Consider the following 21,862-nt stretch of genomic DNA (forward strand, 5'->3'; position numbering starts at 1 on the left):
TAACAAATTTCTAACCAATGAAAAAATTAATCACATTTGCAATGCTCGCACTGTTCTTTTTTACGGGAATAGTGTTGGCAGTTCCCCATGACAAACCAAAAGTGGGGAATTTTAAGAAACAGGCCGAAGCGTTGCTTAAAAAACAGATTTTAACCGAGGCAGCCTGGGCGATGCAGCAAAAACCGATTACCGTTACTGCTTCCTCCTCGCCAAGAAGCGCAGGCGGAAAACACGATTTCTTCTCTGAAGCTGATTATTTTTGGCCCGATCCTCAAAACCCTGACGGGCCATACATCAATAGAGATGGCTTAACAAATCCTGATAATTTTTTAGCGCATCGCAAAGCAATGGTACGTTTTAGTAAAATAATTGGTGCACTGGCATCGGCTTATAAAATCACAGGAGATGAAAAATATGTTAAAGCAGCTGTTATACATTTTCAGGCATGGTTTATCAATGCCGAAACACTGATGAATCCAAATTTACTTTTCGCACAAGCTGTAAAAGGTAAGTTTACAGGCCGTAATTATGGAATAATCGATACCATTCATTTAATGGAAGTGGCGCAAGGTGGATTAATTATGCAGAAAGCCAAAGCTTTCGATCCAAACACAGCAAAGGGCGTTAAAAAATGGTTTGCAGAGTATACTTTATGGCTCAATACCAGCAAACCGGGTATTCAGGAAAAAACAGTTAAAAACAATCATGCAACATGTTGGGCCATGCAGGTGGCCTCATTTGCCAGGTTATGTGGCGATGAAAATATGCTTGATTCTTTACGCAACAGTTATAAAACCGTCCTTTTGCCCAACCAAATGGGTACAGATGGTAGTTTCCCGTTAGAAATGGCCAGAACCAAACCTTATGGTTATTCGATTTTTAATTTGGATGCGATGACAATGCTTTGCCAGATTTTATCGACACCGAAAAATAACCTCTGGAATTTTGAAACGGCAGATGGAAAATCCATTAATAAAGGATTAACTTATTTGTATCCGTTTATTGCCGATAAAAATAAATGGACTTTAAAACCCGATGTAATGTATTGGGAGAACTGGCCGGTGGCGCAACCTTTCTTATTGTTTGGTGCTGTAGCTTACCATCAGGAAAACTGGTACCAAACCTGGGCTAAATTAGACCATAAACCACAAGTAGAAGAAGTAATTAGAAATTTACCTATCCGTAACCCAATAATCTGGTTATAATATGAACTTAAAACTAACAATCACGGCACTAAGTCTATTGTCTTTCAGTGTTGTAAAGGCACAAAAAGTAAATGTTAAAACAGCATTTGCCTCGGCAGCTAAACAAACCGATGTACTGATTAAGAATGTAGATTCGGCCAGAAAAGTAAAGCCCAATTTAGTATCACCACGAACGGTAGAAAACGGCCAGTTTAAAATGGTGGTTTCCAGAGATTGGACAAGTGGATTTTTTCCGGCAGAACTTTGGTATTTCTACCAATATACCAATGATAAAAAATGGCTCGACCTGGCCAAAAAATATACTGAAGACATTAAAAAAGAACAGTTTAACACCGGAACGCACGATTTGGGTTTCATGATTTATTGTCCATTTGGCAACGGATACCGCTTAACGAACGATCCTGCTTATAAAGCAGTGATTATCCAGGCAGCTAAATCACTGTCTACACGTTTTAATGCAAAAGCTGGTGTTTTAAAATCATGGGATCATAATGGCGATAAATGGAAATATCCGGTTATTATTGATAACATGATGAATTTGGAATTACTGTTCGAAACCACCAAATTAACAGGCGATTCGTCTTTTTATAAAATTGCGGTAACCCATGCCAATACCACAATGAAGAATCATTTCAGACCCGATTTCAGTTCTTATCATGTAATTGATTATGATACACTTACTGGTAATGTGCGTCAAAAATTAACCGCACAGGGTTATGCCAATGAATCTGCATGGGCACGTGGTCAGGCCTGGGCATTATACGGCTACACCATGTGTTATCGCGAAACTAAAAACAAAACCTATTTAGCCCAGGCCGACGGGGTTGCAGATTTTATTTTGAACAGTAAAATTACTCCGGCAGATGGTATTCCGTATTGGGATTATAATGACCCAAAAATACCTGATGTATCCCGCGATGCTTCTGCAGCTGCAATTACAGCATCTGCACTTTACGAATTGGCAAAATATAGTACAAACGGTAAAAAGTACAAGGCAGCAGCTGATAAAATTTTAAATTCATTAAGTACAAAGTATACCAGTAAAATCGGCGATAATTATGGTTTTATTTTAGAACACAGTACCGGGCATCGCCCTGCAAAATCGGAAGTTGATGTGCCTATTAACTATGCTGATTATTACTATTTGGAGGCTTTGGTAAGAAGTAATAAATAAAATGATAAAAAAATGATCGATGTATTTTCCTTATTGATAAAAGGTTATATCATTAAGGCTTTAAAACAGGCATAATGGGCTGTAATATTTAAGATTGTATGGCGAAAATGCACGATTTATTCGGAAATTGGACCTGTAAATAAAAATGACGCCATTCGTAAGGCACTGGTTTAAATAAATATATAATAATGAAGCAAAATCTGAGTATCCTATTGATTTTGGCAACCGCATTTACCGCCGTTGCCCAAAACAAAAAAACAGTAAAACCTGTTCAAACTTATGCCGTTGGCAATAAAAAAGTTTCAGTTTATACCACGGCAGAAAAATCTGACTACCGAATCAGTAAAACTGAAACCTTAAGTTTTACCGAAAATAAGCAACCATTTGAAACAGAGCCTTGTATTTTTGTCGATCCTACCATTAAATACCAAACTTTGGTGGGCATTGGCGGTGCTTTAACCGATGCTTCTGCCGAAACATTTGCCAAACTTTCCAAAAAAAATCAACAAGAACTGTTAACCGCATATTATAGCCCTGTTAAGGGTATCGGCTATACTTTGGCACGTACCAATATTGCCAGCTGCGATTTTTCTAGCGGTAGTTATACCTATGTTCAGGATAATGACAAAGACCTTAAAACGTTTAGTGTAGCACACGATCAGGAATTTAAAATTCCATTGATTAAACAGGCCATTGCTGCTGCGGGAGGGAAATTACCTTTATTTGTTAGCCCGTGGTCGCCACCAGCCTGGATGAAAGATAACAATAGTTTAGTTCAGGGTGGGCATTTGTTACCTGCCTATCGCCAAAGTTGGGCCAATCATTATGTAAAATTTATTAAAACCTACGAGGCAATGGGCATGCCGATTTGGGGCTTAACCGTTCAAAATGAACCGATGGCGAAACAGAAATGGGAATCTTGTGTGTTTACAGCTGAAGAAGAACGCGATTTTATCAAAAACTTTTTAGGTCCAACTTTACAGAAATCAGGTTTAGCCTCTAAAAAACTAATCGCATGGGATCATAATCGCGATCAGATCTTCCAAAGGGCAAGCACCATTTTAAATGATAAAGATGCAGCCAAATACGTTTGGGGAATTGGTTTCCATTGGTATGAAACATGGACAGGTAGCGGAATGCAATTTGGCAATGTAAAACAAACACATGAAGCCTATCCCGATAAAGCATTAATCTTTACTGAAGGATGTAAGGAAAAATACGATGTGAATAAATTAGACGACTGGACTTTAGGTGAGCGTTATGGCGATTCGATGATTAACGATTTTAATGCCGGAACAGCTGCCTGGACAGACTGGAACATACTTTTAGATGAAAAAGGCGGGCCAAACCATGTAGGTAATTTCTGTTTCGCCCCTGTGCATGCAGATACTAAAAATGATAAATTGATTTACACCAATGCTTATTATTACATGGGCCATTTTTCTAAATTTATCCGTCCCGGAGCTAAAAGGATAGGATCAGCATCAAGTCGCGATAAACTGCAATCAACTGCCTTTTTAAATACCGATGGAAAACTTGTGGTAGTAGTGATGAATCAATCAGACGATAAATTGAAATACAGTTTATGGATTAAAGGTGAGGCGGCAACAACAACCAGTTTACCGCATTCAATAACCACATTAGTAGTAGAATAAACCAAAATAAGAACCAAACAAAATGATGAAAGAAATAGAAAGCCTGTTTTCGTTAAAAAACAAGGTTGTAGTAGTAACCGGTGCTACAGGTGTTTTAGGCGAGGCTTTTGTTAACGGATTGTGTGCCGCAGGTGCTACAATTGTTGTAATAGGTAGAAATGAAGATGCTGCAAAACAAAGGGTTGCCGATGTAACGCAGGCAGGTGGTAAAGCCATTTATATTATTGCCGATGTATTGAATGAGCAAAATTTAATCGATGCAAATGAGACCATAATTAACCAGTTTGGCCGTATAGATGCTTTGGTTAATGCAGCAGGCGGTAATGTGGCCGAAGCGGTAATTCAACCCGGAAGTGATATCTTCGACCTTAACATATCAGCCCTAAAACAAGCATTTGATCTTAATTTGTTTGGTACCATGTTGCCAACGCAGATTTTTGGTAAAGAAATAGCAAAAAATGGAGGCAGTATAGTTAATATTTCTTCGGTTTCTGCCAATCAAGCCATTACGCGCGTATTGGGTTATTCGCTTGCCAAAACATCTATTGATAGTTATACCAAGTGGATGGCTGTGGAGTTGGCTAACCGTTATCAGGATAAAATAAGGATCAATTCTATTGTTCCCGGTTTCTTTATCACCAACCAAAACAGAGATTTGTTAACTAATGCAGATGGCAGTTTAACCGCAAGGGGAGAAGCCATTATTTATAAAACACCATTTAAGCGTTTCGGGGCTCCTGAAGAGTTGATTGGTGCCCTGGTTTACTTGCTGAGCGATGCTTCTAAGTTTGTAAACGGCGAAAATATCAAGGTAGATGGTGGATTTACCGCATTTTCTGGCGTTTAGCAATTATTAATCTGTTTTATCTCATTATCAGTACAATCATAATATGAAGAAATTAGAACAAACCTGGCGTTGGTATGGGCCGAACGATCCGGTTAGCTTACAAGATGTAAAACAAGCAGGTGCTACCGGAATCGTAAGTGCCTTACACCATATTGCTCATGGCGAAGTGTGGCCATTGGCCGATATTCAAGAAAGAAAAGCCATAATCGAAGCTGCCGGCTTAACATGGTCGGTAGTAGAAAGTGTGCCTGTACACGAGGCCATTAAAACCCGTAGGGCTGATGCTGGCGATTATATAGAAAATTATAAAACCTCTTTGCGTAATTTATCGGCATGTGGAATTAAAACCGTGTGCTATAACTTTATGCCGGTTTTAGATTGGACCCGCACGCAGCTGGATCTGGAAATGACCGATGGTTCGAAAGCACTTTATTTCAACTGGATCGACCTTGCAATATTTGATCTTTATATTTTGAAAAGGGAAGAAGCTGAAGCTGACTATTCGGAATCAATTTTAAACAGAGCGAAAGATAAATTTGCAACCTTAAGCGAGCAAGACCTTATCGATCTTCGCATTAATGTGTTGATGGGAATTCCTAACGAAAAAGAAATCGAACTGGAAACTTTACGCTATAGCATTAAAGAATATAAAGCCATTGGTACACAAGGCTTAAAAGAAAATTTGAAGTTTTTCCTATCCTCAATTGCTGATGTATGTACTGAAGAAGGTATTAAAATGACCATACATCCGGATGATCCTCCTTATGCTATTTTAGGCTTACCGAGAATTGCGAGCACTTTGGATGATTTCAACTACATTATTAAATCGGTAGATCAGCCTTTCAATGGTGTGTGTTTCTGCACAGGATCATTAGGAGCCGGAATGGATAATAATGCACTCGAAATCTTTAATGCAGTTAAAGAACGTGTTTATTTTGCCCACCTGCGTAATGTTAAAAAAGATGAAGATGGCAGTTTTTATGAGGCAGATCATTTAGGCGGCGACGTAAATATGTATGAGATTATGAAAGCATTAACAGAGGAAAATGCTTTACGCGATAAAACCATTCCTTTCCGCCCTGATCATGGTCACCAGATGCTGGATGATTTAACAAAAGAAACCAATCCGGGTTATTCGGCAATTGGTAGATTAAGAGGTTTAGCAGAGCTGAGAGGCCTGGAAATAGGAGTAACCGGAAATTATTAATTTCTTTTTTCTTCCTGAAATTGGTTTAGGATCTTAATTTTTAAATACAGATGCGCACGGATAAACAAACTTTGTTTTATGTGCGCATTTTTGTTGCCTTTGCCACGGAAACACAGAAATCACGGAAAATCTATTATGTTTTATATACGTATTTCTCTTTTTAGAAGTGACACCCTGAGCCCTTATGCGTCTTCCTGAGTCGTTATTCGTCCATTTTCATCTTATTCGTCTTCCTGAACTTGTTTCAGGATCTTAGTCATGAGTTAATCACAGCTATTTAATGTGAGGCTCTTTCTTGCATTTGCCACGGAAACACTGAAATCACGGAAATTTTTAAACCTTCTGTAAGTATTTCTCCTTTTATTTGTGACATCCTGAGCGGAGTCGAAGAACCTTCTCTGCACTCATTATCCCCGTTTTTCAGTTTTACATATAAAAAACATTAAACTTATGTCCGTCAGGGTCTGAAAATACGAAACCATAATATCCTTCACCAAAGGCTTTAGGTTCTGAAACTATTTTGCCACCTGCCTGCACAACATCTTTCGCCCACTGATCAACTTCTGCCTTACACTCTGCTGAAAGGGTAAATATAATTTCGTTAGCAATATGGGCATCCGAAATATCAATCTCAACATTTGCTTTTAATACTTCTTTTAAAAAGAAATGCATGATAAAATTATCCTCGCTAATTAAGAAGCTGGTGAGGTCGTTATTTCTTCCGTTTGGCTTAAATCCAAGTGCTGTATAAAACTTTGTTGTTCGGTCTAGATCACTCACTGTAAAATTCGACCATATCTTTTTAGGCTTCATGTTAAAGTTATTTAATAAGAAAACTAATTTACGTTTTAAGACATGGATAGTTGGGGTTATTAAGCGACATATAATAGGGCTATTTGGGATAATTTTTGGATAAGAGAATATTGCAGTGAAGCAGAAAATAGAAAATAAATTGAATAAAAAAAGGCTTCCAGTTTTTAAACTAGAAGCCTTTAATTGTACCCCGGAAGGTTATAAAATCTTTAAGCTTATCCTGTTGATTATTTGTTGTTTATGGTTTTAGATTTTCGTAATATTTCAATTTGTCGGAGCATTTTAGTTTAAATAACCGTAATTCCATGCTTTGATCCATAGGCAGAAACTTCTTGTAAAAATTTGGGAAAGTCGTCGAGGTGATCCCTGCTCAACGCAACATTTAAACAAATTGTAATTTTCTGTTCTTTTTTCGGAGCAACACTTGGCTTCGTATCAATCGGATTATAAAGCGAAAAAAAATTGAATTCAAGGACTTCAGAAATCAATTTCAACATACTGGCATTTATATCTCTTCTTTTAAAAATTGAATACACATTTCGCTCGCCTGTATTTATGCGATCTGCGAAAACGGGCATCTTAAGTCCCGATTCCTGAAATTTTCGTTCAATTATTTCTCCTATATGAATATCCATTTCACAAAATTTCTAAAAATTATTCAATTGACTGACAATTAGTTGTGTATTTTAAATGCGTTATTAATGAATTTATATTGCAATTGTGAACAATTCATTCGTTATTTGTGCAACATTATTACAACGCTTGAGCAACGCTAAGGCAGCGCAAACATAACGCAAAGACAACATTAAAAAAATCCCAATTAAGTACCATGCTAACAATAACTGACCTTAAGACTTTAAAAAAGAGATTGCCAGAAGATTGGGTAACCAGAGTACAATTAAAAGTAAATTTTGGTGCAACGAAGATTCGCGAAACACTAAGAGATCCTAAAAAATACGATAAGTACATTATTGACGCTACCATTATGGTTGCAGAAGAGTTCGAGATTGAGCAAGAAACAGCTCTTGCTTTGCAAAAACAGAAAATACACTCTAAAACAATAATCTCTGCGCTATAATGGAAATCACAGCTGGTCTTCTTTGTGAAAATGCTGAGTTTTTCGGTATTGAAGGCAACAATTTTATAATCGTTGGCGGCCAATGTTTGCCATTCTCAGAAGCTCCTCAAGAAATTATGGAAGCGGTTGAGACCTCGATAACCTGCGCAGATGCCCGGGAGCTCGATAGAATGGGCGTTTTTGACGTTTTTGCACGTCGAAATCAGTGGATTAGTTGCAACGCATCTAATAAGGATACTGTGCCAGATTATGTAAAAGGAAAGACCACAATCAGTCGTGAATTTACGCTCTGCCACAAAAGGGAGACCTGTAAATCAAATGGTATACTCTGCAGAACACAATCTCAATTAACAGGCCTAACACCTATGGAAGTGAAGGTAGTTTGCGGGGTTTTTCATGGATATCTGGACAAAGAAATTGCTCAAAAGTTGGGTATAAGCGTAGAAACTGTACGCACTCACTCTCAAAATATTCGCATTAAAACAGGTTGTGCAAGGAAAGCTGACCTGGTGCGATATGCTCAAAAACTCAATCTAACACAAAACGTATGAAAACTACGCAACAACAGCCAGTGACGGAAGCTCTCGAAACTATCCGTTCAGTAAATGATGACATCCGAGATATCAATGCCCGGTTGAAAAAAGGAATCAAGGACGATAAAACGGTCTTATTGAATTATCGTATCATGATGGAAGCCATAGAGACTAGGGATTCAACTATTAGAATTTTGGAGGAAGTTCTTTGTAGGGAAATTACTCTCCAAGATCTTGGTTTTGAAATTAACTAAGCCGGGAGCGGTTAGGTGTGGACATGTTCTTTATGTTGTAATTGCTGCTGGAACGGCCGGTTGCAACAGCACACAGATGGCTTAAGGGACCATGTGCGATGATGATCGATACGCCGGATGCATCATCAAAATGAAAGGCCGGCAAAAACTACTGGCCGGCCTTTTAAAAATTCTAATCACATAACCAAAAATGAGCAAATTAATTACTTGGAAATGGTCAGAAATGACACCGGAAATGAAAAAAGGGGTTATTGGGAGCCATGCTTTGGGCCATCGTCTGACTGGCGAACAAATTAGAACCCTCGTTAGAGTGTATGAACAGGTTAAACCTGATATTAATTTTTCCCGGGACCTTAAGTCGTACAGTATAAATGAGCGGTTTTCTAACGAAATCAATTTGCTTGCCGACAAATATTTAAGCAAATAACAAACAAACTATATGAAGTCAAAAAGTAAAAACCCGTACCATTTCGAGGCCGACCGGCAAAAGATCGATCCGCTGTTGAGAATTGCTTTTATCGCTATTGCATTGATTGTGATCACTGCTGCAGCATTTACCGTTGTGAAGCAAATTAATGATGAAAGTAAGCGCAAATTTCCTACTGTTTATGAGAATCATGTGGGATAGAATCTGGTTAATTACCGGAATCTCAATTTATCTAATTGCTCTAATTTACCAACTAACCAATCTATTAAATCTTTACTAGTCCCGTAAAAATGAATTTTGATAACATTAAAGAGATGGCAGATTTAACAAATAATGTCATTGAAATCGGAGAAAACATTAAGAACCTTAACCGATTGGGCGAGGAATCAATTAAGAATGAAAATTTAACAATTGAAATAAACACTGTTTGTAAGTCAGATAGCCGCGAAATAACTGAAAAGGATCCATTCGGAGGGTTTGAGCAGATTTTAAGAGCCGCTATGCAAACCAGGAAGGCGGTAGCTTTTCCAAGTGGAGGTTTTTTCACAGATCCTGTGCAAAATAAAAAAGATGTTGAGGCAAAAATTGTGATTGAGGCCGACTATATACCATCATTGATTGATTGGCTTATTTCAATCCAAAAATCTCAGCAGGAGAAAATTCTAAATAAAATTAAAAAACTTGCTAGTTAGTATGATATCAGAAAAATCAATCGACGAGCTGAGAGATAAAATTGATATTGTGGAGGTAATCCAAAGACACAACGTAACTCTCAGGCAAAAAGGAGAAAAGTGGTCTGCCTGCTGCCCTTTTCATGATGAGAAATCGCCCTCTTTTAGTGTTTCGACTTCTAAGCAGATTTACAAGTGCTTCGGATGTGGAGAAGGTGGAGACGCTATAAAGTTCGTAATGAAAAAAGAGAACTTAGATTTCATTGCCGCAATCAGGTCAATAGCATCGGCATACAATTTTAACCTGGAGGAGATGGAAGAAACTCCTGAAGAAAAAGCAGCTGCTACTAAAAAGATCGATCTCTTTAACATAAACGCTTCAGCAGCCAGGCATTTTCAGGAAAAACTCTTGGCAATAACTGATTTTAACCATTGGTGTGCTCAGGAACTTGCTTTTGTAAGAATGTACGATTTCGCAACATTGCTTGAGTTTCAAATAGGTTATGCTCCTGCAGATTGGAAGCTTTTAACTACAATATTAATCAACAAGGATCTTTATGCTCCAGCAGAAGAGTTAGGCCTGATAAAAACCAGTGCAACCGCGTCGGTTTTCGATGTGTTCCGTGACAGGTTGATATTCCCGATCCAAAATGAACACGGCCAGATTATTGGTTTCGGAGGCAGGAAACCGAGAAGCTGCGAGGATAAGGAAAATCCAAAGTACATCAATTCAAAAGAAAGTATCCTTTATAAAAAAGACCGTGTTTTATACGGTCTCTATCAGGCAAAAGCGCACATTAAAAGACTAGGTTTTGCAATCCTGGTTGAAGGTTACACCGATGTAATAACAATGCACTGGACTGGAGCAAACAATACTGTTGGAAGGTGTGGTACGGCATTTACTGACGCGCATGCAAAGCTACTTAAACGGTACACCAACAAGGTTGTGCTTTTTTCAGATGGTGATTCCGCCGGACATAAAGCAAATTTAAAAGCGGTGGATATCCTTTTGGACAACGAATTTATCGTTGAGATCTGCCCATTACCAAAGGATGAAGATCCGGACACCTTCGCAAGAAGTTTATTTATAGCTGCATAACAAATGAGCGGACGCATTTTAGAATATATTAACGAGAATAAAGTTGATGCAGTAATTTATAAGGCCGAGAAACTTTATGAGTCGGCAGGTGATGATATCCATGCACAAAGCCTGATGTTGGAACCGATATCGGTAATGATTGCGCATGTAAAGAGCGAAATGCTTTCTGAATATTACATCAAAACAATCAGTAAAAAACTTGGTATAAAGGCGAATTTGATCACAAACCAAGTTAAAAAGGACGTAGAAAAGAAAAAGGAGGCCCAGGTCCAGTTCGTAGCAGAAGGACAAAAAGCTCTGGCCAGTTGGATCAATAAGGACCATTATTACCGGTTTGGATTTGATCAGCGTGTCGACTTCAATTTTAAGGAAAACACAGGTATCTATTTTGCCAGGAGCAACAATGAGTCTGTACAGCTTACGAATTTCACCATCAAGCCGTTAATGCACGTCTTTACTTCGGATGACAGCAACCGTCGTTTGACAGAAATTAACAACGGATGGGTGCGAGAAGTGATAGAACTTCCGAGCAGAGCCTGGTCTAGCTGTGATATGTTTGAATCTACCCTGATGGATAAAGGCGTGTTTTTTACTAATGACGGTTTCGGAAAACCTCACTTAAATAAACTGAAAAGCGCAATTCTACCCCAATACCAGAGATGCTATGAATTGAAAAACCTTGGCTGGCAAAAAGAGGGATTCTTTGCTTATTCGAATTTGATTTACAAGGAAGGCACACAAAGATTTGACGAGTATGGTATCGCGGAAGTTGACGGTGTAAACTACCTGAGTATGGGAGCCAGTAAAATCCTGGCAGGCCTACGTGATCAGGATGACGACTACAAAAATGATAAATATCTTAAGTATGTAGATTCTGATCTTTCTTTTGGCCAGTGGACACAACTAATGATGGATGCTTACCTTGAAAAAGGGATGATGGGCGTTTGTACCGTGATAATGGCCTGTTATCGGGATATCATATTTAAAAGAAACAATAACTGCCCGATACCATATTTCTATGGTGCTGCACAATCTGGAAAAAGTAAGTTTGGTGAGAGTGTTACCGCTCCTTATACGTTAGATATGCCGGCACTCAATCTTAACCAAACCACAGAATTTGCATTATGGGAAAGCCTAAGCCGGTTTTTCAATGTGCCTAGGCTCTTCAACGAATTTGATGAAAAAAGTATCAAAGAAGAATTCACCAGGGCTTTCAAAGGAGCGTTTGATGGTGAGGGCAGGTTGCGTGGATCAGGAAGGAAAGGTAAGACACAAACTCAACAGATCAACTGTCTCCCGGTTCTGCTCGGCCAGTACTTGAGCACCGGTGATGACGGTGCATTATTACAAAGAACCCTGCCGGTTAAGTTCGTTGAAGATAACAACCGCAGTGAGCATCAAAAGAAACGATTCCAGGAACTGAAAGACCTTGAGAAAATAGGCATAACATCAATCAGTTGTGAACTTTTTAAATATCGCGATTATGTCTCCGATAATTTCAATACCCGTTTTTATAAGATGCTTGAGAGAATGACCGAGTCTCTAAAGGCTGAAAACCTGATGCCAAAAACAAGGATTCTCGAAAACTTCGTGAATGCGTTAACCATCACAAGCCTTGTTGCTGATAAAATTACTTTTGCCTTTTCAATCGATGCGTTTTTTGATTATTGCAAAGAACAAATCAAATCGCTAAGCCTGATCATCAGTGAAACGAACGCACTGGCAGACTTCTGGAAAACAGTTGAGCTTATGGTTGATGAAGATGATATCGAGCAGGGTTACCACTTTAAGGTCGAAACGAAATCAGACATTTTATTAGCAGCAAAGGAACGGAACCAAACATTTAAAAAGAATTTTACCGAACCTAAAAAACTACTTTATCTACGCTTCAGCACTGTTCATTCAATGTATCTAAAGCAGTACCGTAGTGCCACCGGCAAATCGGGGATCGGTTCTGCAACGGTAGAAAGTTATATGAAGGACCTGCCAAGCTTTATAGGGAGCAATCCCGCGAGTAGCTTCCGCGCACGGAATGGAAAATCTACTAATACAAGCTCTTATATTTTCGATTATGACCTTCTTAATGTAAATCTGGAACGAACCAAAGACGATGACACGGAAACTGTAGAAACAAAAATTACCGGAGTACTTTGCGAAGATTCCAAAGCGGTTGATTTGCTTGGTAAACTTCATCTTGAGTTCACAGTCCTCCAGGATGAAGGCTACTGGATAGATAATGTCTGGATAAATAAACAGACCTACACCAAATGCAGGTCGAAAGAAATCAATGCCGTTTCGGCTCTTAAAAAGGGTATTAAGGTATCGCTAATCGGGATGCTTCAGGAAACATTAATTAATGATTCGCTACGTAGAAAAATGGAAGTAATGTCAGTTCAAATACTTGATAGCAATGGAACAACAAAAAAAGAAAGCCTCTTTTAGCGATATCGCCATCCACCGGTATGATTGGCTAGTAAGTAAAAAGGGTACGATGGTGGTAATAGTTGATTTCTGGTATGAAGAATCTGAAAAATACAGAGTCGGCATATTAGAGGTAGGCAAATCAACCACAATCGAACCCTGGCCATTATATACAGATGTACAAAACGAAATTTTCGAAGGGAACTTAAAATTTTTTATCAAATAAACTATAAAACAAAAAATGGGGAACATTAAAAACCTTGTAAGAAGTGCCTCTAAGAATGGCACCATCAGTGAAGAGGCCGCGACTGCGATCGCATTGACTGCAGATAATTTATTGGAAAGATCTGTGTGGCTTCTAAAGGACTTAAAGAAACAGGTCGGTACAGTAACAGGCGAAAGTATTGATGAGCTTCTCACCGATATCACCGGCGTAAAATCAAAAGATATGGTTTACTTTTTTGAAAAGGAGCCTGAAGGACAATAAAAGCAAAAGCCCCGGTTCGTGGCCAGGGCAATCACTAATTAATTTTTAACAGTTACAAAGATGGAAAAACAAATTAAAAAAGCAATCGAGGTTCCGGTTGATCAGGCTGCTCTAATCGCAGAGAAATTCGATAAGGATATGGTGGTGATCATCACTTACTCCAGGGAACAACATTCTGAAACGGTGACAACGTTCGGGAAAACAGTATCGGATTCTGACTATGCTGCAGAGGCCGGTAATAATTTAAAGAAAGCTCTTAGGTGGGAAGAAGCAAAAACAAGCGACGTATCCGCAAAAGTTTTACGATTGGTTAATGCACTGAAACGTGCTGTTTCTATTTTAGAATTTTCAGACGGGGAATCTAAAACATTGCTTGAAATTAAGGATGTTCTAAAATTCTACAGTGATCTGGAAGGCAGGAAAGGAGAAAAAAATGGCAATTAAAAAATATTCATTCGATTTCCACATGGGTGAAGCTTCAGCAGCTTTTGACGTAGACACAGAATTATTTACTCTGGAGCTGGCAAAATCAGCTCTGGAATTCTTCTCCTGGAGTTACCTTCGAGAGGCTGATCCGATCGAAGAATGCTTAAAGAAATATGCATTGAAGGCTATAAAATTCGCCACGTTTAATGGCCACAATGAAATTGGAGTTATAAAAGACTTCGCGGATGAGGAAGGATTTTTCGATGTTGATGGCCAGTATGGCGTAACCTTAACCGAGGTTAGTGCGTATGAATTCGATGACTATTTTTTAGATATGGAGGTGAAAAATGTCTGAGTTAACCTTCGATGATATATCGTTCCAATGTCCTGTTTGCAGACTGGAGCATGATCACGTGTACTTAACAGCCGAGGTGGGAAAAGATCATCAATTGTACTACTGCGATACTGAAATTGGAGGGTGTGGAAACAAAATAGTACTTCAGACAAATGTTCTGATTGATATCAAAGTTTATCCAATAGAAATACCTACAACTGAAAACTAAATGATAAAAAATTTAATTGACTGGTTTAAAATGCGGATGGATCTGCATATAGCCAGGAAAGAATCAACAATTATCCGAAAACACTTTTAGTTTAATTTATGGCAATTATAGAAACACCTGAACATTACGAATTTCATTCTGATGATGAGAATGGGAATTTTCGATTTCGCATAACAAAGAAATATCCCATCCAGATACAGGTTTCAACGGAAGGGGATAATCACGGAAGCTACCATGAGCAGACCCGATTTAACGCCTGCAGCTCAGATCTAGAAGAAATTCAAGAGCTGATCAATCGGGCATTAATCCATTTCAAATAAAATGAAAAATACACTTCAAGCTTATTCGGAACTGTATGAGTATTTTCAGGGCAAAACAGACAGTTGCGACATGGCCCTGGCTGAAAATGATACTGGAGATAAGGATTGCAAAGCAGATTACAATCGCATCATGCATTCGGAAATAGACCATTGCATGGACGAATTGCAGAAAATGAAAGCCAAACTTAAAAAACTATGAAATACTTAGTTAATATCACAAATACTTATAATACGCATAATTCCTTGGAAAGAGAGGTTCAGAAGTTCCTCAAAAGAATTAATCGCACGTTGGTTAAATCAGAATATATTGATCATGTCAAATTTGCTATCGAAAATGAAATAGATCGATTGTCTAAAGAAAACAAACGATGTAAACCTATCGGCACCAACTGGTACAAATCAGGTCCTGAAGACCAGGACTGGAGCATGTTTTTAACTGGTATATGTGGATTTACCCTTTTACACGTAAGCGATAAGCAGATGGTGGTAAGAATTCCTGGAACAATTGATTTTGTATACGCTACAGACAGACAAGATGAAACAGCCACAGAAACTTAAACCGGTGGCTAACCGGCGGTATTATATGAACCGGAAGCTGAAGGAATACGGGATTGATTTTAATATCAAGACTGGGGAGATCAAAGTCCCTTACAAAAGATTTATGGATATCCCGGTCGGCTTACGTTTTTATATAGGCGAATGCATTAAACATCAATATAATGTTCAATATGAAATCGATGAAAATTTTAAAGTTAGAACTATTGAAAAAGTTAAGCTGGAAAAGAAGAAAAAACGGGATCCGGATATAAAACCGAGACAGTACATCAGGAAGGAAACCAATGTACCTATCCTGAATCAGATCGAATTATTTTAATAAAATTCAGCGATTCAGCTAAAAGCAAAACGGGGAAGCAAAACTAATTGCTTCCCCGTCTCAATCTAAATTAACGCTCTCGCATCAAAAGTAGCAATCTTAATCTAAATACAAAATCAAAAATCAATTTAAAATGAACAATCTTAACACAAATCAAAGAAGCCTGGACCATGAAGGTCGCGAGGTTTTTATCCAACATGATTACGATTTCGCCTCGAAAGTCTTATATAAAAAGAAACCTAACCTGGTTTGGTTTCTTAGAAAGAAGTCTGACGAATTTGAAAAGTATGAACCAAATTACAGTGATTGGTACATTGCAGTAGCTATCGAAAAACTCGAGAAGATTACAGAAGATCGGCATCTGATAGATTATAGCCTAATTATGTCTTATCGGTGGGCCATAAGGGAAGGATTCAATCACCAGTTAGGCCCAGCCTTAAAAAAATCATATGATTATCCAGGGAATCGAAATAATATTAAAGGTGTTTTAGCATATATTGACAGGATAAAAAAAGCATCTGATAAAGAAATTGAACAGATTATTTCACAGGACAGCTTATCCTCATCTACTAACGAGGAGTAAGTTTTACTTATATCTAGTAGATCAGAAAAACATAAAAAAAAACCGAGCAGATCTGCTCGGTTTTTTTTTGCATTTTATTTCACACTTGTGAAGCACATTTTTACTAAAATACCGATCTGCTCCTAAGCAAATCGGTTCCGATCCTAAGCGATCCTTAAAAAGCGCACCTGTTCCTAAGCGAAACCATTTTTGCTTAAATTTTAACAAAATGCTTTTAAATAGTCCTAAAGGCAGATCGTTTTTAAAATTTTCAATTTTTGTTAAAAAAGTGCGCAGCGCAGTATTTATGCTCCTAATGCTCCTAATGCTCCTAATTAATATAAAATATACTCTTATTATACTTTAAATACACTTTTTAGCTAAATATTGCCTTAGGAGCACTTAGGAGCAAACGGATACCTTAGGAGCATAGGAGCACATTTTTCAAAAAACATGCTGTCCTGTATAGAAATGTGAAATTTCTATTACTTCATAGTAAGGATTTTAGTTTATTTTTAACCAAACGTATCTCGTTATATGGATATAGTACTTAGGGTACCAGTTAAGACTTTCGTGTACAAATACATCACTGCCAAATACGGCAGCCCATGGCATTTAAATTCAAAATGCAAAGATGGGAGGATGATTCAGGAGTTTCTGGAACGAGCTCCTCACCGCCATGAGAAATATGCCAGTAATCAAAAGATTCTAGAAATTGTTATTCCTTCGAGAATCTTTCAACAAAAAGGCTGCTATCTTAGTCAGGCGCGGATCAATGCATTCATTGAGATCATCCACATGGATATCATGAACGAGATCAACAATTATTATTCGGCGATAAACGAAGGCCTCGGACTAAAAAAATATAATGTTGTAAGGGTTGATGTTGCCGAGCCTGGACAGAAGGTTAAGACCAAAAGGTTACAGCCATCAGTAGCTCCAAAATTCTTTGAACAGAGGGAAGTTATATACGATGTTTTAAAGAAATATGACATCACTGAGGACGATCTGACGTTTGATGCTATGAAAAAGCAGCTTTATAGGTCTTCCAAGATCAAAAATTAATCTGATTATCAGATCGTTATACGACTTTTTACGTTTTTGTCCTCTATTGGACCATTAAATAAGATATTGTGAAAGCCACCGCGAAGGCTGAGGCAGTCCGAAAGGGCTGCTTTTTTTGTTTGTGGGGTTTGTCCTTTTCAGGACAGCACCTTTATCGCAATTTGTGTGCCATGATAGAATTGCTAAATATTAACGGCTCGAACCTGGGCGGGCTTTATATATTAAAGTTTGCTCCAAGATTCTTTTTCCAAAATTTAAGTGCATCCAATTTGCTCTTTAAACAGGGTTTTGAATGGATAACAGTTAAACTCACTTCCGAATCGGGCCAGGTTGATCAGGAGTCTGCCCTGGATAACGGAGATTCCTTTTATAATGTAACCATTAATGCCTCACTTCCAAAGGAGCGTCCGGATATTGATACACTACTGGATAAATATGCAGGACTACCTTGTGTGGTAAACGTTCATGATCAGAACGGTAACGAAAGGCTGGCCGGCCACCATGCCGGGGAACTAGTACTTATGCACTCTTCAACCTCAGGTAAAATTACTTCAGATGAGAATGGATATCAGATCAGCTTCAAAGGAAAGCAGGAATTTAAAGCCGATTTCGTTACTCTGTAAACGTTCATCTGTCCTTTAGAGGCCTTCCAGCCGCCTGTAAACTTGCTTCTGTTATATGAAAATAAACAGATTAGCATCGGTTATTATGCGCGGAACTCTTCTTATGGATCCACGCTTTGCTGTTGGCATGATGCCAATGGCCGCGCGTTTTCTTAACGGCGAAAAGGTTTCATTTTTTGATGATGACACCACCGATGAAGCAAAGGATCCCATCGCGAATACATATTGCCTTAGCCCTGAAGGGAACCTGGTTGCTTCTAAAAGAAGTGATTCGGGGAATCTTTATCAGGATGCTCCTGTAGGTTCCATCATGATCATCAATATTGTAGGTACAATTTTCAAAGATGACTATTGCGGTTCACCAGGAACAGATACAATGTCTCAATGGGTGAAGGAAGCGGTTTATTCTGATAACATCGCAGCTGTCATTCTGAAAATAAACTCCGGTGGCGGATCTGTGGAAGGTACGGGAGAATTTGCCCAGACAATTAAATGGGCGGACTCGATCAAACCAATGATCGCGTTTACTGATGGCTTGTGTGCTTCAGCTGCCTATTGGATTGCTTCGGCTTGCCGGATGATCTTCGCCTCGTATCTAACCGTAGAAGTCGGGAGTATCGGCACTGCAATAAAATTTATAGACAACAGGGAAGCAATGAAGATGTATGGATACAAAGAGATCTATATCAACGCAGATCCATCTGTCGACAAAAACCAGGACTATTACAAGGCTCTGGACGGTGACTATGGGCCGATTAAACTTCAGATACTCAATCCAACTAATGATGTCTTCTTATTGGTCGTTAGAGAAAACCGTGATGGCCGTTTGGTTGAAACATCGGTAAAGGAAGGTGATATCACTAGGATTGAACCATTGTCGGGTAAAGTTTACCTGGCAAAAAAAGCAATTGAAATAGGTCTTATAGATGAAATATCAGATTTCGATAGTGTATGCCAGTACACCATGGACCTTGTTCAAGCTCCCTCAACAAGCAAATCACAAAAAACTATTAATATGATAAATGTTTTCGGAAAATTCTCAAAACTAAGTGCTTTAGCCGGTAAGGCAGCAGGTTCAACTACCTCTGCAGACGTGGAAGGCATCAATGAGCAAATCGCGGCAGCAAACGTGCCCGATGTTACGCTCGTTCTGGATTCTGAACTGCAGGCTTTACAAGATAAAGCTGCGAAGTCTGAAGGATCCATCTCTGCAGCTGATCACAAGATTGCAACAGATAAAATCTCAAAACTGGAGGCTGACCTGAAAACGGCAAATGATGCGAAGGAAGCAGCTGAGAAAAAAGCAGCCGATTTAGCAGATGAGCCAGCCGATGAGCCAACTGCAGGTAAAAAAATCGGGACCGACGCAATCGAAAGCACAAGTGCTGACGCTGATGATTTCCATTCGGAAACTGATGCTGAAGTGGCCAAAATGCGCGCCGGTTTCAAAAAGAACTAATCTTAAATTAATACTCGATGTCAGTTAAAAAAGTAACAAACGACGTTACCGCCATTTCAAATTATGCCGGTACATATAGCAAGGACCTTATTGGTCAATTGCTGAATGGTTTAGATATCGCTGCCGATCTTTTCGTAATCCGAAATGTAAAAAGCGGGATCAATCTTACCAAATTAACCATCACTAAAGGTATCCGTCCATTGGATACTTCCATCGATACTGTAAAAGGCCCAGGCCGTAAATGGTCAGGCCGTAAGTTAACGGTAAATGGTGGTATGAAAATCTTTGAAGTTGTTCCTGAAGAACTTAGGGATACTTTCATGTCCGATATGTTGGATCCAAATGCAACAGAAGTTCCGTTTGCGCAATGGGTTTGGTCTAAAGAATTTGAAACTGTTGCTGAAGAACTTAACGAAAGCATGTTTTATGCTGAGTTTCATGCGGATGCTGCAGAGTTCAATCCGGCTACCGCTTATACTGTTGGATCTTATATCAGATTTGAAGATGATTTCTATATCTGCGTAACAGCCACAGCAGCTGGCCAGTCACCAACCACACATACCGTTAAATGGGAGCAGCGCAATAACACGGTTATTACTGAAGGAATTGGAACTATCATTGTAAAAGAGATTGCTGCTCTTAACCTTACTCCGGTTTCGACCAATGCTTTCACAGATACCAATACTGTTGCAGAACTTCAAAAAGTTTGGAACGCAGCTCCAGAAAAGTTCAAAACCAAAAAGAGCATCATGCGTGTTGCTCCGGACGTTTTCCAAAAATACTGTACTGATCACAATACCAGATACGGTACCGGTAACGGTGTGTTAAACGATGTGGATACCAAAAAAACTGTTTATCTGCGAGATTCAAGTGATAAGTGTGAATTGAGACCAGTAACCTATATGGCCGGTAGCCAACGTGTTATTTTAACACTTGACAAAAATCTGGTTATGGGTACAGATCAGGAAAGTGCTTTAAACACGATCGGTAAAATGATCCCGACGCTTCACGGTTATAAAGCGATTATGAAATTCTTGTTGGGTTTCCAGGTTCAGGATCTTGAAATCCTTTACGTAAACGATAAATTATAATCCCCACCGATCCATAAACCCAAGTACCAGGTAATTTTCCCTGGTACTTTTTTCAATTTTTAACACTATTCAAAATGGGAAAAGAAAAAATTACAGCTACAATTTTAGCTGAGGAATTAAAAAACACTACCGGAGAAGAAGGACTTAAAGCCCTTGCCGGTAAAGCTATTGCCGCGCTTCTTGGCGCAGAAAGTCAGATTGAGTCTGCTGAGAAAATCATCGATGAGCAAAATAAAGCTGTCGAGAAAGCCAGGACGAGCAATCCGAACTATCTTCCTACGGTTACATTCAATAAAAAGCAATACCAGATTCACCACCAGGTAAGGACTGAAGGCGGTGTAATCAAATCCCGTGAAGATATCGCCGCAGACTCAAAATTGGTCGCTGAGTTGATCAAAAACAAGTCGACTGCGATCACTGAATTAATCGAAGATTAACCTTTAAATCAATTACGATGTCAGATATATTAGAAGATGTTCAGTTTCCCGACGGGGCAAAAAATATGGCAGGAATCTCAAAAAACGCATACATTGCGTTTGAGTCTTCCTTTACAACTTTGGGCGAACCGGTAGCGGATCCCGCAGATTTGGAGGCCGTTGTTGAAATTACAACTGCCCACGTTTTAAAAACTGGTGCTAAGGTGCATAAGCTTACCGTGATGTACGATAAAAGTACAATTGAATCAACAATGGTTGGTGCTACCCGTAAATCTCACAGCTGGAAACCAAAAGCGAAGCTGTTTTACGCAGGTACTGAAGCAAAAGTTTTGGGTTTTGCTGCCAAGATTCAAAACGCGGATTTAATTACTTTTCTTGAGCCATTAAATGGTGAAGGAATGATCCAGATCGGTTCCTCTAAACTTCCCGCATATGTAGTAAGCGGATCAGTTAAGTTGGGCGAAGGACCTGAAGGTGAGAAAGGAGTTACTTTTGAGATCGAAGCACCATGTGATGCTCCTTACTATTTATACACCGCTATCCTTCCGAAATTAGGCGCTTAAATTTAAAT

At 38.8% G+C, this 21,862-nt stretch carries 29 protein-coding genes; 27 read left to right on the plus strand and 2 right to left on the minus strand.

Annotated features, from left to right (window positions below):
* Positions 1-17 precede the first annotated feature (17 nt).
* From ACZZZW_RS13095 to uxuA, 5 genes are all read left to right on the plus strand, one after another.
* Positions 18-1,205 carry an alginate lyase family protein gene (locus ACZZZW_RS13095; RefSeq protein ID WP_463493929.1) on the plus strand — a complete coding sequence of 396 codons (1,188 nt, stop codon included), beginning with the start codon at positions 18-20 and terminating at the stop codon, positions 1,203-1,205.
* Position 1,206: 1 nt separating this feature from the next.
* Positions 1,207-2,379, plus strand: coding sequence for a glycoside hydrolase family 88 protein (locus ACZZZW_RS13100; protein ID WP_463493931.1), 1,173 nt, complete (start codon positions 1,207-1,209; stop codon positions 2,377-2,379).
* A 188-nt stretch (positions 2,380-2,567) separates the two neighbouring features.
* Complete coding sequence (locus ACZZZW_RS13105; protein WP_463493933.1) at positions 2,568-4,034, plus strand: glycoside hydrolase family 30 protein; 1,467 nt, start codon at positions 2,568-2,570, stop codon at positions 4,032-4,034.
* A gap of 22 nt (positions 4,035-4,056) precedes the next feature.
* Entirely contained in the window at positions 4,057-4,881 is an 825-nt protein-coding gene (locus ACZZZW_RS13110) for an SDR family oxidoreductase (RefSeq protein WP_463493935.1), read from the plus strand.
* Between the two features lie 43 nt (positions 4,882-4,924).
* A complete protein-coding gene (gene uxuA, locus ACZZZW_RS13115) occupies positions 4,925-6,088 on the plus strand; it encodes a mannonate dehydratase (RefSeq protein ID WP_463493937.1) in 1,164 nt (387 codons plus the stop codon).
* A gap of 426 nt (positions 6,089-6,514) precedes the next feature.
* Here the strand turns inward: uxuA and ACZZZW_RS13120 are convergent, their stop codons facing one another.
* Positions 6,515-6,901, minus strand: a complete 387-nt coding sequence (locus ACZZZW_RS13120; RefSeq protein ID WP_055904657.1) for a VOC family protein — start codon at positions 6,899-6,901, stop codon at positions 6,515-6,517.
* Between the two features lie 287 nt (positions 6,902-7,188).
* Complete coding sequence (locus tag ACZZZW_RS13125) at positions 7,189-7,536, minus strand: hypothetical protein (RefSeq protein WP_463493940.1); 348 nt, start codon at positions 7,534-7,536, stop codon at positions 7,189-7,191.
* Between the two features lie 194 nt (positions 7,537-7,730).
* Here ACZZZW_RS13125 and ACZZZW_RS13130 point away from each other — a divergent pair, with 194 nt between their 5' ends.
* From ACZZZW_RS13130 to ACZZZW_RS13235, 22 genes are all read left to right on the plus strand, one after another.
* Positions 7,731-7,979 carry a hypothetical protein gene (locus tag ACZZZW_RS13130; protein WP_463493942.1) on the plus strand — a complete coding sequence of 83 codons (249 nt, stop codon included), beginning with the start codon at positions 7,731-7,733 and terminating at the stop codon, positions 7,977-7,979.
* The gene (locus ACZZZW_RS13135; RefSeq protein ID WP_463493944.1) at positions 7,979-8,530 is read left to right on the plus strand and encodes a helix-turn-helix transcriptional regulator; all 552 of its coding nucleotides are present in this window, start codon (positions 7,979-7,981) and stop codon (positions 8,528-8,530) included. Before ACZZZW_RS13130 ends, ACZZZW_RS13135 begins: the two co-directional genes overlap by 1 nt.
* Positions 8,527-8,766, plus strand: coding sequence for a hypothetical protein (locus ACZZZW_RS13140; RefSeq protein ID WP_463493946.1), 240 nt, complete (start codon positions 8,527-8,529; stop codon positions 8,764-8,766). Before ACZZZW_RS13135 ends, ACZZZW_RS13140 begins: the two co-directional genes overlap by 4 nt.
* A gap of 190 nt (positions 8,767-8,956) precedes the next feature.
* Positions 8,957-9,193 carry a hypothetical protein gene (locus ACZZZW_RS13145; protein ID WP_463493948.1) on the plus strand — a complete coding sequence of 79 codons (237 nt, stop codon included), beginning with the start codon at positions 8,957-8,959 and terminating at the stop codon, positions 9,191-9,193.
* Positions 9,194-9,205: 12 nt separating this feature from the next.
* A complete protein-coding gene (locus ACZZZW_RS13150) occupies positions 9,206-9,394 on the plus strand; it encodes a hypothetical protein (RefSeq protein ID WP_463493950.1) in 189 nt (62 codons plus the stop codon).
* A gap of 89 nt (positions 9,395-9,483) precedes the next feature.
* Positions 9,484-9,885, plus strand: a complete 402-nt coding sequence (locus tag ACZZZW_RS13155; RefSeq protein ID WP_463493951.1) for a hypothetical protein — start codon at positions 9,484-9,486, stop codon at positions 9,883-9,885.
* Position 9,886: 1 nt separating this feature from the next.
* Positions 9,887-10,963: a DNA primase gene (gene dnaG, locus ACZZZW_RS13160; protein ID WP_463493953.1), complete on the plus strand. Its 1,077-nt coding sequence runs from the start codon at positions 9,887-9,889 to the stop codon at positions 10,961-10,963.
* Between the two features lie 3 nt (positions 10,964-10,966).
* Positions 10,967-13,405, plus strand: a complete 2,439-nt coding sequence (locus ACZZZW_RS13165; protein ID WP_463493954.1) for a hypothetical protein — start codon at positions 10,967-10,969, stop codon at positions 13,403-13,405.
* Positions 13,374-13,610 (plus strand): hypothetical protein, encoded by a 237-nt coding sequence (locus tag ACZZZW_RS13170; protein WP_463493955.1) that lies wholly within the window; start codon positions 13,374-13,376, stop codon positions 13,608-13,610. Before ACZZZW_RS13165 ends, ACZZZW_RS13170 begins: the two co-directional genes overlap by 32 nt.
* A gap of 15 nt (positions 13,611-13,625) precedes the next feature.
* The gene (locus ACZZZW_RS13175) at positions 13,626-13,871 is read left to right on the plus strand and encodes a hypothetical protein (protein ID WP_463493957.1); all 246 of its coding nucleotides are present in this window, start codon (positions 13,626-13,628) and stop codon (positions 13,869-13,871) included.
* A gap of 60 nt (positions 13,872-13,931) precedes the next feature.
* On the plus strand, positions 13,932-14,315 hold the full coding sequence (locus tag ACZZZW_RS13180) for a hypothetical protein (RefSeq protein WP_463493959.1): 384 nt from the start codon (positions 13,932-13,934) through the stop codon (positions 14,313-14,315).
* A complete protein-coding gene (locus ACZZZW_RS13185) occupies positions 14,305-14,652 on the plus strand; it encodes a hypothetical protein (RefSeq protein WP_463493961.1) in 348 nt (115 codons plus the stop codon). The genes ACZZZW_RS13180 and ACZZZW_RS13185 overlap by 11 nt, the downstream gene beginning before the upstream one ends.
* A gap of 529 nt (positions 14,653-15,181) precedes the next feature.
* Positions 15,182-15,379, plus strand: a complete 198-nt coding sequence (locus ACZZZW_RS13190; protein WP_463493963.1) for a hypothetical protein — start codon at positions 15,182-15,184, stop codon at positions 15,377-15,379.
* Entirely contained in the window at positions 15,376-15,738 is a 363-nt protein-coding gene (locus tag ACZZZW_RS13195) for a hypothetical protein (RefSeq protein ID WP_463493965.1), read from the plus strand. Before ACZZZW_RS13190 ends, ACZZZW_RS13195 begins: the two co-directional genes overlap by 4 nt.
* A 25-nt stretch (positions 15,739-15,763) precedes the next feature.
* Complete coding sequence (locus ACZZZW_RS13200; RefSeq protein WP_463493967.1) at positions 15,764-16,054, plus strand: hypothetical protein; 291 nt, start codon at positions 15,764-15,766, stop codon at positions 16,052-16,054.
* A gap of 133 nt (positions 16,055-16,187) precedes the next feature.
* The gene (locus tag ACZZZW_RS13205; protein WP_463493969.1) at positions 16,188-16,637 is read left to right on the plus strand and encodes a hypothetical protein; all 450 of its coding nucleotides are present in this window, start codon (positions 16,188-16,190) and stop codon (positions 16,635-16,637) included.
* A 516-nt stretch (positions 16,638-17,153) separates the two neighbouring features.
* Entirely contained in the window at positions 17,154-17,681 is a 528-nt protein-coding gene (locus ACZZZW_RS13210; protein ID WP_463493970.1) for a hypothetical protein, read from the plus strand.
* Positions 17,682-17,851: 170 nt separating this feature from the next.
* The gene (locus ACZZZW_RS13215) at positions 17,852-18,304 is read left to right on the plus strand and encodes a hypothetical protein (RefSeq protein WP_463493972.1); all 453 of its coding nucleotides are present in this window, start codon (positions 17,852-17,854) and stop codon (positions 18,302-18,304) included.
* Positions 18,305-18,359: 55 nt separating this feature from the next.
* A complete protein-coding gene (locus ACZZZW_RS13220) occupies positions 18,360-19,763 on the plus strand; it encodes a S49 family peptidase (protein ID WP_463493974.1) in 1,404 nt (467 codons plus the stop codon).
* Between the two features lie 17 nt (positions 19,764-19,780).
* Positions 19,781-20,854, plus strand: coding sequence for a hypothetical protein (locus tag ACZZZW_RS13225; protein ID WP_463493976.1), 1,074 nt, complete (start codon positions 19,781-19,783; stop codon positions 20,852-20,854).
* Positions 20,855-20,928: 74 nt separating this feature from the next.
* The gene (locus ACZZZW_RS13230; RefSeq protein ID WP_463493978.1) at positions 20,929-21,291 is read left to right on the plus strand and encodes a hypothetical protein; all 363 of its coding nucleotides are present in this window, start codon (positions 20,929-20,931) and stop codon (positions 21,289-21,291) included.
* A gap of 17 nt (positions 21,292-21,308) precedes the next feature.
* Entirely contained in the window at positions 21,309-21,854 is a 546-nt protein-coding gene (locus tag ACZZZW_RS13235; protein ID WP_463493980.1) for a hypothetical protein, read from the plus strand.
* The last annotated feature ends 8 nt before the right edge of the window (positions 21,855-21,862 follow it).

It is taken from the genome of Pedobacter sp. AC379 (assembly GCF_979258145.1).

What these genes read in the sequence shown, in the direction of transcription:
- ACZZZW_RS13095 (WP_463493929.1), top strand. Translation starts at nt 18, where the DNA reads ATGAAAAAATTAATCACATTTGCAATGCTCGCACTGTTCTTTTTTACG.
- ACZZZW_RS13100 (WP_463493931.1), top strand. Translation starts at nt 1,207, where the DNA reads ATGAACTTAAAACTAACAATCACGGCACTAAGTCTATTGTCTTTCAGT.
- ACZZZW_RS13105 (WP_463493933.1), top strand. Translation starts at nt 2,568, where the DNA reads ATGAAGCAAAATCTGAGTATCCTATTGATTTTGGCAACCGCATTTACC.
- ACZZZW_RS13110 (WP_463493935.1), top strand. Translation starts at nt 4,057, where the DNA reads ATGATGAAAGAAATAGAAAGCCTGTTTTCGTTAAAAAACAAGGTTGTA.
- uxuA (WP_463493937.1), top strand. Translation starts at nt 4,925, where the DNA reads ATGAAGAAATTAGAACAAACCTGGCGTTGGTATGGGCCGAACGATCCG.
- ACZZZW_RS13120 (WP_055904657.1), bottom strand. Translation starts at nt 6,901, where the DNA reads ATGAAGCCTAAAAAGATATGGTCGAATTTTACAGTGAGTGATCTAGAC.
- ACZZZW_RS13125 (WP_463493940.1), bottom strand. Translation starts at nt 7,536, where the DNA reads ATGGATATTCATATAGGAGAAATAATTGAACGAAAATTTCAGGAATCG.
- ACZZZW_RS13130 (WP_463493942.1), top strand. Translation starts at nt 7,731, where the DNA reads ATGCTAACAATAACTGACCTTAAGACTTTAAAAAAGAGATTGCCAGAA.
- ACZZZW_RS13135 (WP_463493944.1), top strand. Translation starts at nt 7,979, where the DNA reads ATGGAAATCACAGCTGGTCTTCTTTGTGAAAATGCTGAGTTTTTCGGT.
- ACZZZW_RS13140 (WP_463493946.1), top strand. Translation starts at nt 8,527, where the DNA reads ATGAAAACTACGCAACAACAGCCAGTGACGGAAGCTCTCGAAACTATC.
- ACZZZW_RS13145 (WP_463493948.1), top strand. Translation starts at nt 8,957, where the DNA reads ATGAGCAAATTAATTACTTGGAAATGGTCAGAAATGACACCGGAAATG.
- ACZZZW_RS13150 (WP_463493950.1), top strand. Translation starts at nt 9,206, where the DNA reads ATGAAGTCAAAAAGTAAAAACCCGTACCATTTCGAGGCCGACCGGCAA.
- ACZZZW_RS13155 (WP_463493951.1), top strand. Translation starts at nt 9,484, where the DNA reads ATGAATTTTGATAACATTAAAGAGATGGCAGATTTAACAAATAATGTC.
- dnaG (WP_463493953.1), top strand. Translation starts at nt 9,887, where the DNA reads ATGATATCAGAAAAATCAATCGACGAGCTGAGAGATAAAATTGATATT.
- ACZZZW_RS13165 (WP_463493954.1), top strand. Translation starts at nt 10,967, where the DNA reads ATGAGCGGACGCATTTTAGAATATATTAACGAGAATAAAGTTGATGCA.
- ACZZZW_RS13170 (WP_463493955.1), top strand. Translation starts at nt 13,374, where the DNA reads ATGGAACAACAAAAAAAGAAAGCCTCTTTTAGCGATATCGCCATCCAC.
- ACZZZW_RS13175 (WP_463493957.1), top strand. Translation starts at nt 13,626, where the DNA reads ATGGGGAACATTAAAAACCTTGTAAGAAGTGCCTCTAAGAATGGCACC.
- ACZZZW_RS13180 (WP_463493959.1), top strand. Translation starts at nt 13,932, where the DNA reads ATGGAAAAACAAATTAAAAAAGCAATCGAGGTTCCGGTTGATCAGGCT.
- ACZZZW_RS13185 (WP_463493961.1), top strand. Translation starts at nt 14,305, where the DNA reads ATGGCAATTAAAAAATATTCATTCGATTTCCACATGGGTGAAGCTTCA.
- ACZZZW_RS13190 (WP_463493963.1), top strand. Translation starts at nt 15,182, where the DNA reads ATGAAAAATACACTTCAAGCTTATTCGGAACTGTATGAGTATTTTCAG.
- ACZZZW_RS13195 (WP_463493965.1), top strand. Translation starts at nt 15,376, where the DNA reads ATGAAATACTTAGTTAATATCACAAATACTTATAATACGCATAATTCC.
- ACZZZW_RS13200 (WP_463493967.1), top strand. Translation starts at nt 15,764, where the DNA reads ATGAACCGGAAGCTGAAGGAATACGGGATTGATTTTAATATCAAGACT.
- ACZZZW_RS13205 (WP_463493969.1), top strand. Translation starts at nt 16,188, where the DNA reads ATGAACAATCTTAACACAAATCAAAGAAGCCTGGACCATGAAGGTCGC.
- ACZZZW_RS13210 (WP_463493970.1), top strand. Translation starts at nt 17,154, where the DNA reads ATGGATATAGTACTTAGGGTACCAGTTAAGACTTTCGTGTACAAATAC.
- ACZZZW_RS13215 (WP_463493972.1), top strand. Translation starts at nt 17,852, where the DNA reads ATGATAGAATTGCTAAATATTAACGGCTCGAACCTGGGCGGGCTTTAT.
- ACZZZW_RS13220 (WP_463493974.1), top strand. Translation starts at nt 18,360, where the DNA reads ATGAAAATAAACAGATTAGCATCGGTTATTATGCGCGGAACTCTTCTT.
- ACZZZW_RS13225 (WP_463493976.1), top strand. Translation starts at nt 19,781, where the DNA reads ATGTCAGTTAAAAAAGTAACAAACGACGTTACCGCCATTTCAAATTAT.
- ACZZZW_RS13230 (WP_463493978.1), top strand. Translation starts at nt 20,929, where the DNA reads ATGGGAAAAGAAAAAATTACAGCTACAATTTTAGCTGAGGAATTAAAA.
- ACZZZW_RS13235 (WP_463493980.1), top strand. Translation starts at nt 21,309, where the DNA reads ATGTCAGATATATTAGAAGATGTTCAGTTTCCCGACGGGGCAAAAAAT.